Origin of the sequence: Streptomyces sp. NPDC047061, assembly GCF_040643955.1 — a bacterium.
In the GTDB taxonomy this organism is placed as follows: Bacteria; Actinomycetota; Actinomycetes; order Streptomycetales; family Streptomycetaceae; genus Streptomyces.
In genome coordinates, this window is sequence record NZ_JBEYVI010000044.1 from 87,836 (window position 1) to 98,061 (window position 10,226).

The 10,226-nt window shown below is 71.7% G+C and carries 6 protein-coding genes; all 6 read left to right on the forward strand.

Going from position 1 to position 10,226, the window contains the following annotated elements:
- Complete coding sequence (locus ABZ887_RS41810) at positions 1–966, forward strand: ABC transporter substrate-binding protein (protein WP_361302389.1); 966 nt, start codon at positions 1–3, stop codon at positions 964–966.
- A 257-nt stretch (positions 967–1,223) separates the two neighbouring features.
- Positions 1,224–3,662, forward strand: a complete 2,439-nt coding sequence (locus tag ABZ887_RS41815; protein ID WP_361302392.1) for an FAD-dependent oxidoreductase — start codon at positions 1,224–1,226, stop codon at positions 3,660–3,662.
- Between the two features lie 117 nt (positions 3,663–3,779).
- The gene (glyA, locus tag ABZ887_RS41820; protein WP_361302395.1) at positions 3,780–5,063 is read left to right on the forward strand and encodes a serine hydroxymethyltransferase; all 1,284 of its coding nucleotides are present in this window, start codon (positions 3,780–3,782) and stop codon (positions 5,061–5,063) included.
- Complete coding sequence (locus ABZ887_RS41825) at positions 5,060–6,292, forward strand: sarcosine oxidase subunit beta family protein (RefSeq protein WP_361302398.1); 1,233 nt, start codon at positions 5,060–5,062, stop codon at positions 6,290–6,292. The genes glyA and ABZ887_RS41825 overlap by 4 nt, the downstream gene beginning before the upstream one ends.
- A gap of 11 nt (positions 6,293–6,303) precedes the next feature.
- Positions 6,304–9,519 (forward strand): sarcosine oxidase subunit alpha family protein, encoded by a 3,216-nt coding sequence (locus tag ABZ887_RS41830; RefSeq protein ID WP_361302401.1) that lies wholly within the window; start codon positions 6,304–6,306, stop codon positions 9,517–9,519.
- Positions 9,512–10,114: a sarcosine oxidase subunit gamma family protein gene (locus ABZ887_RS41835; RefSeq protein WP_361302404.1), complete on the forward strand. Its 603-nt coding sequence runs from the start codon at positions 9,512–9,514 to the stop codon at positions 10,112–10,114. Before ABZ887_RS41830 ends, ABZ887_RS41835 begins: the two co-directional genes overlap by 8 nt.
- Positions 10,115–10,226 lie beyond the last annotated feature (112 nt).

A 10,226-nucleotide genomic window follows, 5' to 3' on the forward strand; every position in this document is an offset into this window, starting at 1 on the left:
ATGGCACAACACTGGCGAGCCGGCGCGGCCGGCCTGGCCGTCCTCGGCCTCACCCTCACCGCCTGCGGCGGGGCGAAGGTCGGCGGCAGCAGTTCCGCCGGCTCGACGTCCTCGGGCGGCAAGTGCGGCACCTTCAACCTGGCCGTCAACCCCTGGGTGGGCTACGAGGCGGACGCGGCGGTCGTCGCGTACGTCGCGGAGCACAACCTCGGCTGTACGGTCAACAAGAAGGACCTCAAGGAGGAGATCTCCTGGCAGGGCTTCGGGACCGGTGAGGTCGACGCCGTCCTGGAGAACTGGGGCCACGACGACCTGAAGAAGAAGTACATCACCGGCCAGAAGACGGCCGTCGAGGCCGGCTCGACGGGCAACAAGGGCATCATCGGCTGGTACGTGCCGCCGTGGCTGGCCAAGGCGCACCCCGACATCCTCGACTGGAAGAACCTCAACAAGTACGCCGCCAACTTCAAGACCTCCGAGTCGGGCGGCAAGGGCCAGCTGCTGGACGGCGACCCGTCCTACGTCACCAACGACGCGGCCCTGGTGAAGAACCTGAAGCTGGACTTCAAGGTGGTGTACGCGGGCAGCGAGACCGCGCTCATCCAGGCCTTCAGAACGGCCGAGAAGAACAAGCAGTGGCTGATCGGCTACTTCTACGAGCCGCAGTGGTTCCTGTCCGAGGTGCCGCTGAAGAAGGTCTCCCTGCCGGCGTACACGACGGGCTGCGACGCCGACGCGGCGAAGGTCGCCTGCGACTACCCCGTCTACGACCTCGACAAGGTCGTCAGCGCGAGCTTCGCCAAGTCGGGCAGCCCGGCGTACGACCTGGTGAAGAACTTCAACTGGACCAACGACGACCAGAACACCGTGGCCAAGTACATCGCGGTGGACAAGCTGTCGGACGAGGCGGCGGCCAAGAAGTGGGTCGACGCCAACCCCGACAAGGTCAAGGCCTGGCTGAAGTAACGAGGGCCGCGGGAGGAACCGTTCCGGGACGCCCGGCGGGCGGTGCGCAGCTGCGCGCGCCGCCCGCCGGGCGTTGCCGTTTTCCGGCCGCGGACACCGCCGCGGACGGGGCCGTTCCGCAGGGTGTGCCACGGGCCGTTCCACTGGGTCACCTCCCTCTTGACACCCCTCCTCGGCGGCGGGCACATTGAGTTGCGCAGCCTGAATCACGTTGCGCACAAAGCAACTGCACCGGTCTCAAGTTCGGAGGTTGGGCGATGGCGGGACCCCGAGTGGTCATCATCGGAGCGGGCGTCGTGGGAGCGGCCCTCGCGGACGAGATCTCCGCGCGCGGATGGACCGAGGTGACCGTGGTCGACCAGGGCCCCCTCCCGGCCACGGGCGGCTCCTCCTCGCACGCCCCGGGCCTGGTCTTCCAGACGAACCCGTCGAAGACCATGACGGAGCTGGCCCGGTACACCGTCGAGAAGTTCTGTTCCCTCGACGTCGACGGCAAGCCCTGCTTCCTCCAGGTCGGCGGCCTCGAAGTGGCCACCACCCCGGAGCGCCTCGCCGAACTCCACCGCCGGCACGGCTGGATCACCGCGTGGGGCATAGAGGCACGCCTGCTGACCGCCGACGAGTGCGTCGCACAGCACCCGCTGGTCAACCGCGACCGGGTCCTCGGCGGCCTGCTCGTCCCCACCGACGGCCTCGCCAAGGCCGTCCTCGCCGTCGAGGCCCAGATCCGCCGGGCCACCGAACGCGGCGTCCGCTTCCTCGCCCGCCACGAGGTCCTCGACGTCCGGCAGAGCGAGGGCGCCGTCACCGCCGTGGTGACCGACCAAGGCGAACTCCCCGCCGACATCGTCGTCTGCTGCGCCGGCATCTGGGGCCCGAAGATCGCCCGCATGGTCGGGATGAACCTCCCGCTCACCCCGCTCGCCCACCAGCTCGCCTGGACCGGCCCGGTCCCCGCCCTGGCCGGCCAGACCGAGGAGGCGGTCCGCCCGATCCTGCGCCACCAGGACGCCGACCTCTACTACCGCGACCGCTTCGACGCCATCGGCATCGGCTACTACGGCCACCGACCCATGCCGATCTCCGCCGACGACATCCTCTCCGTCGACGAGGCCGCGCAGATGCCCTCCGTCCTGAAGTTCACCGAGGAGGACTTCGAGGACGCCTGGACCGAGACGCAGTCCCTGCTCCCCGCGACCCGCGAGGCCAAGGTCGAGGAGGGCATCAACGGCCTCTTCTCCTTCACCACCGACGGCTACCCCCTGCTCGGCGAGTCCCCGGACGTCAAGGGCTTCTGGGTCGCCGAGGCCGTCTGGGTCACCCACTCCGCGGGCGTCGGCCGCGCGGTCGCCGAATGGCTGGTGGACGGCCACTGCTCGTCCTTCGGCCTCCACGAGTGCGACGTCAACCGCTTCGAGCCGCACCAGCTCGCCCCCGAGTACGTCCTGGCCCGCGACTGCCAGAACTTCGTCGAGGTCTACGACATCCTCCACCCCCTCCAGCCCTCCGGGAAGCCGCGCCCGATCCGCACCAGCCCCTTCCACGCCCGCCAGCAGGCGCACGGCGCGTTCTTCCTGGAGGCGAACGGCTGGGAGCGCCCCCAGTGGTACGAGGCGAACGCGGGCCTGCTCGAAGGCCGCTCCATCCCCATCCCCAACGACTGGGCCGCCCGCTACTGGTCGCCGATCGTCGGCGCCGAGGCCCAGGTCACCCGCGAGACCGTCGCGATGTACGACATGACCGCCCTCAAGCGCCTGGAGATCAGCGGCCCGGGCGCCGCCGACTTCCTGGAGGGGCTGGTCACCGGCAAGGTCGCCAAGTCCGTCGGTTCGGTGACGTACACCCTGCTCCTCGACCACGACGGCGGCATCCGCAGCGACATCACCGTCGCCCGCCTCGCCCGCGACCTCTTCCAGGTCGGCGCCAACGGCAACCTCGACCTCGACTGGTTCAGCCGTCGCCTCCCGGCCGACGGCACGGTCCAGATCCGGGACATCACCCCCGGCACCTGCTGCATCGGCCTGTGGGGCCCCCTTGCCCGCGAGGTCCTCCAGCCCCTCACCGACGAGGACTTCTCGGGCGACGGCCTCAAGTACTTCCGCGCCAAGCGCGCCTACATCGGCTCGGTGCCGGTCACCGCGATGCGGCTGTCGTACGTCGGCGAACTCGGCTGGGAGCTGTACACCACCGCCGACCAGGGCCAGAAGCTCTGGGACACCCTCTGGCAGGCGGCCGAGCCGCTCGGCGGGATCATCGCCGGCCGTGGCGCCTTCAACAGCCTCCGCCTGGAGAAGGGCTACCGCTCCTTCGGCACCGACATGACCTACGAGCACGACCCCTACGAGGCCGGCGTCGGCTTCGCCGTCAAGCTCGACAAGGGCGACTTCGTCGGCAAGGCCGCGCTGGAGCGGCGCAAGACGGACGTACGGCGCCGGCTGAGCTGCCTCACGATCGACGACCCGAGCGCCGTCGTGATGGGCAAGGAGCCGGTCTATGACGGCGACCGTGCGGTGGGCTACGTGACCAGCGCGGCGTACGGCTACACGGTCGGCAAGGGGATCGCGTACGCGTGGCTGCCGGTGGAGCTGGCGGTGCCGGGGACCGGCGTTCAGATCGGGTACTTCGACGAGCGCGTGGACGCGGTGGTGGCCGAGGAGCCGTTGTTCGACCCGGGGATGAGTCGGCTCCGTGGGTGACGGATCCGGGTGGCGTCGTTGTTCGGCTGCGGGCTTGTCGTGGCTGGTCGCGCAGTTCCCCGCGCCCCTTTGGGGCGCACCTCTTGCCAAGGTCGTTGAAAGGATCGCGAAACTCACATGAACGCGCTGAACACGCCCTTGGCCGAGCTCGACCCCGAGGTGCACGCCGCTCTCCGTGCCGAGCTGCACCGGCAGCAGTCCACCCTGGAGATGATCGCCTCCGAGAACTTCGCGCCCACCGCCGTGATGGAGGCGCAGGGCTCGGTGGCCACCAACAAGTACGCCGAGGGCTACCCCGGGCGCCGCTACTACGGCGGCTGCGAACACGTCGACGTCACCGAGCGGCTGGCGATCGAACGGGTCAAGTCCCTCTTCGGGGCCGGGTTCGCCAACGTCCAGCCGCACTCGGGCGCGCAGGCCAACACCGCCGTCTTCTTCGCCCTGCTGAAGCCCGGCGACACGATCCTCGGCCTCGACCTCGCGCACGGCGGCCACCTCACCCACGGCATGCGCATCAACTACAGCGGCAAGATGCTCAACGTCGTGCCGTACCACGTCTCCGAGACCGACAACCTCGTGGACCTGGACGAGGTGGAGCGGCTCGCCAAGGAACACCGGCCGAAGATGATCATCGCGGGCTGGTCGGCGTACCCGAGGCAGCTGGACTTCGCGGCCTTCCGCCGGATCGCCGACGAGGTCGGCGCCCTGCTGATGGTCGACATGGCGCACTTCGCGGGCCTGGTGGCGGCGGGGCTGCACCCGAGCCCCGTCCCGCACGCCCACGTGGTCACCACCACCACCCACAAGACCCTCGGCGGACCCCGCGGCGGGGTCATCCTCACCAATGACGCCGACCTCGCCAAGAAGATCAACTCGGCGGTCTTCCCCGGGATGCAGGGCGGCCCGCTGGAGCACGTCATCGCGGCGAAGGCCGTCTCCTTCAAGGTCGCCGCGTCACCTGAGTTCACCGAGCGCCAGGCCCGCACCCTGGCCGGTGCCCGCATCCTGGCCGAGCGGCTGACCCGGCCCGACGCGGCCGCGGCCGGCGTGAAGGTGCTGACCGGCGGCACGGACGTCCACCTCGTCCTCGTCGACCTGCGGGAGTCCCCGCTGGACGGCCGGCAGGCGGAGGACCTCCTTCACGAGATCGGCATCACCGTCAACCGCAACGCGGTCCCCTTCGACCCGCGCCCGCCCATGGTCACCTCCGGCCTGCGCATCGGCACCCCCGCACTGGCCACCCGGGGCTTCACCGAGGAGGACTTCGCCGAGGTCGCCGACGTGATCGCGCTCGCCCTCCAGCCCGAGCCGGACACCGCCGCCCTGCTCGCCCGCACGGAGTCACTCGCCGCCAAGCACCCGCTCTACCCGCACCTCTCGCACGACGGAGACGCCCGATGAGCCCCAGCACCCCAGGCGCCGACCTCCCCGACCACCCGGAGTTCCTCTGGCGCACGCCCGAGCCCAGGCGGTCGTACGACGTCGTGATCGTCGGCGGCGGCGGACACGGCCTGGCCACCGCCCACTACCTGGCCAGGAACCACGGCATCACCAATGTCGCCGTCCTGGAGAAGGGCTGGCTGGCGGGCGGCAACATGGCCCGCAACACCACGATCATCCGCTCCAACTACCTCTGGGACGAGAGCGCGGGCATCTACGAACACGCGCTGAAACTCTGGGAGGGCCTGGAGGAGGAGCTCGACTACCCGATCCTCTTCTCCCAGCGCGGTGTCCTGAACCTGGCCCACAGCCTCCAGGACGTCCGCGACAGCGTCCGCCGGGTCGAGGCCAACCGCCTCAACGGCGTCGACGCCGAGTGGCTGGACGCGGACGGGGTCAAAGAGGTCTGCCCGATCGTCAACACCTCACCCGACGTGCGCTACCCGGTCCTCGGCGGCACCTACCAGCCCCGCGCCGGCATCGCCAAGCACGACTACGTGGCCTGGGGCTTCGCCCGCTCCGCGGACGCGGCCGGCATCGACATCATCCAGAACTGCGAGGTCACGGGGGTGGACGTGGTCGACGGCCGGGTGGTCGGCGTCCAGACCACCCTCGGCCCGATCGCGGCCGGCAAGGTGGCCCTCTGCTCGGCCGGCCACACCTCGGTCCTGGCCGCGATGGCGGGCATCGACCTCCCCCTCCAGAGCCACCCGCTCCAGGCCCTGGTCTCCGAACTCCTGGAACCGGTCCATCCCACTGTCGTCATGTCCAACGCGGTGCACGTCTACGTCAGCCAGGCGCACAAGGGCGAACTGGTGATGGGCGCGGGCATCGACGCGTACAACTCCTACACCCAGCGCGGCGCGTTCCACATCATCGAGGAGCAGATGGCGGCGGCCCTCGAACTCTTCCCGGTCTTCGCCCGCGCCCACGTCCTGCGCACCTGGGGCGGAATCGTCGACGTCAGCCCCGACGCCTCACCGATCGTCGGCCTCACCCCGGTGGACAACCTCTACCTCAACTGCGGATGGGGAACCGGCGGTTTCAAGGCCACCCCGGGAGTCGGCTGGGTCTACGCCCACACCATCGCCCACGACACCCCTCACCACCTCAACGCCCCCTTCTCGCTCGACCGTTTCACCACCGGCGCGCTCGTCGACGAGCACGGCGCTGCCGCGGTGGCCCACTAGGGAGCCCAACCATGCTGCTCATCCCCTGCCCGTGGTGCGGGCCCCGCGACGAGACCGAGTTCCACTACGGCGGCCAGGCCCACGTGCCGTACCCGGAGGACCCGTCGTCGCTCACCGACGAGGAGTGGGCCCGGTATCTGTTCTTCCGGGACAACCCCAAGGGCCCGTTCGCGGAACGCTGGAGCCACGCGGCAGGCTGCCGGAGATGGTTCAACGCGGTCCGCGACACCTCGACGAACGAGATCCTGACGGTGTACAGGGCAGGAGAGCCGCGTCCAACGCCGCCGCCTCTTTCAGCCCGTCCGGCGTTTGAGGACGAGGCCGTTCAGGCCGAAGGGGGGCCCGGGGGCGCAGCCCCCGCCGGGGTCGAAGGGGCAGCGCCCCTTCAGGACGGGACGGGTAGGGGCGGCGGGGGCGACCACCCTCTCCGCACCCCCACCGGCGGCCGCATCGACCGCACCACCCCCCTCACCTTCACCTTCGACGGCACCGAGTACCAGGGCTACCGAGGCGACACCCTCGCCTCCGCCCTCCTCGCCAACGGCGTCATCCAGGCCGCCACCAGCATCAAGCTCGGCCGCCCCCGCGGCATCTTCTCCGCGGGCGTCGAGGAACCCAACGCGGTCGTCCAGATCGAGGCCCCGTTCCCCGAGCCGATGCTCCCCGCCACCACCGTCGAACTCCACGACGGCCTCGCCGCGACCAGCCTCCCCGGCCAGGGCCGCCTCGCCACCACCCCCGACCCGGCCCGCTACGACGCCGTACACGCCCACTGCGACGTCCTCGTCGTCGGCGCAGGCCCGGCCGGCCTCGCCGCCGCCGCGGCCGCCGCCGCCAGCGGCGCCCGTGTCATCCTCGCCGACGACCAGCCCGAACCCGGCGGCAGCCTGCTCGGCACCGGCGAGCACCTCGACTGGGTCGCGGCCACCCGTGCCCGCCTCGAAGCCGCTCCCGAGGTACGCGTCCTGCCCCGCACCACCGTCTTCGGCCACTACGACGACAACCACCTCCTGGCCGTGGAGCGCCGCACCACCCACCTCGGCACCGACGCCCCACCGCACGTCTCCCGCGAACGCGTCTGGCGGATCCGCGCCCGGCACGTCGTCCTCGCCACCGGCGCCCACGAACGATCCCTCGCCTTCGGCGACAACGACCGCCCGGGCGTGATGCTGGCGACCTCGGCCCGCACCTACCTGCACCGGTACGCCGTGCTCCCCGGCCGGCAGGCCGTCGTCTTCACCACCAACGACAGCGCCTACGCCGCCGCCCTCGACCTCGCGGCGGCCGGAGTCGCCATCGCCGCGATCGTCGACACCCGGCCCGAACCGGGCCAGTGGGCCGAGCGGGCCAGGACCGCCGGGATCGAGGTGCTCCCCGGGCATGCGGTCACCGGCACGGCGGGCGGCGAGCGGCTCACCGCCGTGACCGTCGCCCCGTACGAAGGCACCGGCGCACAGCGGGAGTTCGCCGCCGACCTGCTCCTCGTCTCCGGCGGCTGGAACCCGGTCGCGCACCTGTTCAGCCAGGCGGGCGGCAAGCTCCGCCACGACGCGGAGCTCGGCACGTTCGTGCCCGACAGCTGCCGTCAGGCGGTGGCGGTCGCGGGCGCCGCGAACGGGGCGTTCGACCTCGCCACGGCCCTCGCCCAGGGCACGGCGGCCGGCACCCGCGCGGTGCAGGCTGAGGGCTACACGGCCGAGGCCCCCGCCCTGCCCGCCGTGGCCCCGGAGCCGTACACCCCGCCCATGCACGTCTTCACGGTCCCCGGCGAGGCACCCCGGTTCGTCGACCTCCAACGCGACGTCACCGTGGCCGACCTGAGCCGCGCGACCGGCGCGGGCCTGCGCTCGGTGGAGCACACCAAGCGCTACACCACGGCCGGTACCGCGGGCGACCAGGGCCGGACCGGTGGCGTGCTGGCGAGCGGGGTCGTCGCCGAACTCCTCGGCGTGGACATCTCGGCGCTCGGCCTGCCCACCTTCCGGCCGCCGTACATCCCCGTCTCCTTCGCCGCCCTCGCCGGCCGTGACCGGGGCGCACTGCTCGACCCGATCCGCACCACGGCCCTGCACGGCTGGCACGTGGAGCACGGCGCGCTCTTCGAGAACGTCGGGCAGTGGAAGCGGCCCTGGTACTACCCGCAGGACGGCGAGGACATGGAGACCGCCGTGCTCCGCGAGTGCCGTGCCGCCCGCGAGGGCGTCGCCTTCATGGACGCCTCCACCCTCGGCAAGATCGACGTCCAGGGCCCGGACGCCGCGCGCTTCCTGGACCTGCTTTACACGAACATGATGAGCAACCTGAAGGTCGGCATGATCCGCTACGGCGTGATGTGCCGCCTGGACGGGATGGTGTTCGACGACGGCACGGTCATCCGGCTCGCCCCCGACCGGTTCCTGGTCACGACCACGACCGGCAACGCGGCGGCCGTCCTGGACTGGATGGAGGAGTGGCTCCAGACCGAATGGCCGGAGCTGCGGGTGCACTGCACCTCGGTCACCGAGCACTGGGCGACCGTCGCGCTGGTCGGCCCGGAGTCCCGTGCGGTCCTCGGCTCGCTCGCACCCGAACTGGCCGTGGCCAACGAGGACTTCCCGTTCATGGCGTGGCGGGAGACCGCCGTCGCCGGCATCGACGCCCGGGTCTGCCGGATCAGCTTCTCCGGTGAACTCGCCTACGAGATCAACGTGTCGCCGTGGGACGCCGTCACCCTGTGGGAGGCGCTGTACGAGGCGGGCGCGCCGTACGGCATCACCCCGTACGGCACCGAGACCATGCACGTGCTGCGTGCCGAGAAGGGCTACCCGATCGTCGGCCAGGACACCGACGGCACGGTCACCCCGCAGGACCTCGGCATGGGCTGGGCGGTGTCGAAGAAGAAGCCCGACTTCATCGGGAAGCGCTCCTACGCCCGCGCCGACGCCGTGCGCCCCGACCGCAAGCACCTGGTCGCCCTGCTCACCGACGACCCCGGCGCCTTCCTCCCGGAGGGCACCCACCTGGTCGCCGACGGCGAACTGCCCGCCCCGCCCGTGCCGATGCTCGGCCACGTCACCTCCAGCTACCGCAGCGCCGCCCTCGGCCGGACCTTCGCGCTCGCCCTGGTCAAGGGCGGCCGGGAACGCATCGGCGAGCGCCTCTACGCCCCCGTCGGCGACCGGTTGCTGCCGGTGACCGTCGCCGGTCCCGTCCTCTACGACCCCGAGGGAGCCCGCCGCGATGGCTGACACCGCCCCGACCGCACGGCCGCGCAGCCCCCTGGCCGACGCCGCGCCCCGCCTGGCCGCCGTGACCCGCTCCTCCAAGGGTGCCCTGCGCCTGGCCGAACTCCCGTTCCTGGCCCAGGTGAACGTCCGCCTCGACGCCAAGAGCCCGGCGGCGGACGCCGTGGGCCTGGCCCTCGGGCTCCAACTGCCCCTGGAACCCGACACCGTGGTGCACGCGGGGGAGGTGACCGCGGTGTGGCTCGGCCCCGACGAATGGCTGGTGGTCGGCCGGCCGGGCACCGAGCGGGAGCTGGAGGACCGGATCCGTGCGGCCGCCGGGGACGAACCGGTCGCCGTCACCGACGTCTCCGCCCAGCGCACCACCCTCCTGGTCGGCGGCCCGCGCGCCCGCGACCTGCTCGCCCACGGCTGCGCCCTGGACCTGCACCCCCGTGCCTTCGGCCCGGGCCGCTGCGCCCAGACCACGCTGGCCCGCACCCAGGTCGTGCTGGTCGCACGGGACGAGACCAGGGCCGGTTTCTGGGTGCTGGTGCGCTCGTCGTTCGCCGGCTACCTGGTGGACTGGCTGCTGGACGCGGCCGTGGAACACGTCTGAGCCACCACGAACCGCGGGCGCTCACGCGAGCGGGCGGGCCCTTTGCCGTCCGGCGCATGCCCCGTCGGTATCGCTTTCCCACCGCCCCGAACCACGCTTCGCCTCACTCGCG

Coding starts and splice junctions, on each gene's coding strand:
- ABZ887_RS41810 (WP_361302389.1), top strand. CDS start 1: ATGGCACAACACTGGCGAGCCGGCGCGGCCGGCCTGGCCGTCCTCGGC.
- ABZ887_RS41830 (WP_361302401.1), top strand. CDS start 6,304: ATGCTGCTCATCCCCTGCCCGTGGTGCGGGCCCCGCGACGAGACCGAG.
- ABZ887_RS41815 (WP_361302392.1), top strand. CDS start 1,224: ATGGCGGGACCCCGAGTGGTCATCATCGGAGCGGGCGTCGTGGGAGCG.
- ABZ887_RS41825 (WP_361302398.1), top strand. CDS start 5,060: ATGAGCCCCAGCACCCCAGGCGCCGACCTCCCCGACCACCCGGAGTTC.
- ABZ887_RS41835 (WP_361302404.1), top strand. CDS start 9,512: ATGGCTGACACCGCCCCGACCGCACGGCCGCGCAGCCCCCTGGCCGAC.
- glyA (WP_361302395.1), top strand. CDS start 3,780: ATGAACGCGCTGAACACGCCCTTGGCCGAGCTCGACCCCGAGGTGCAC.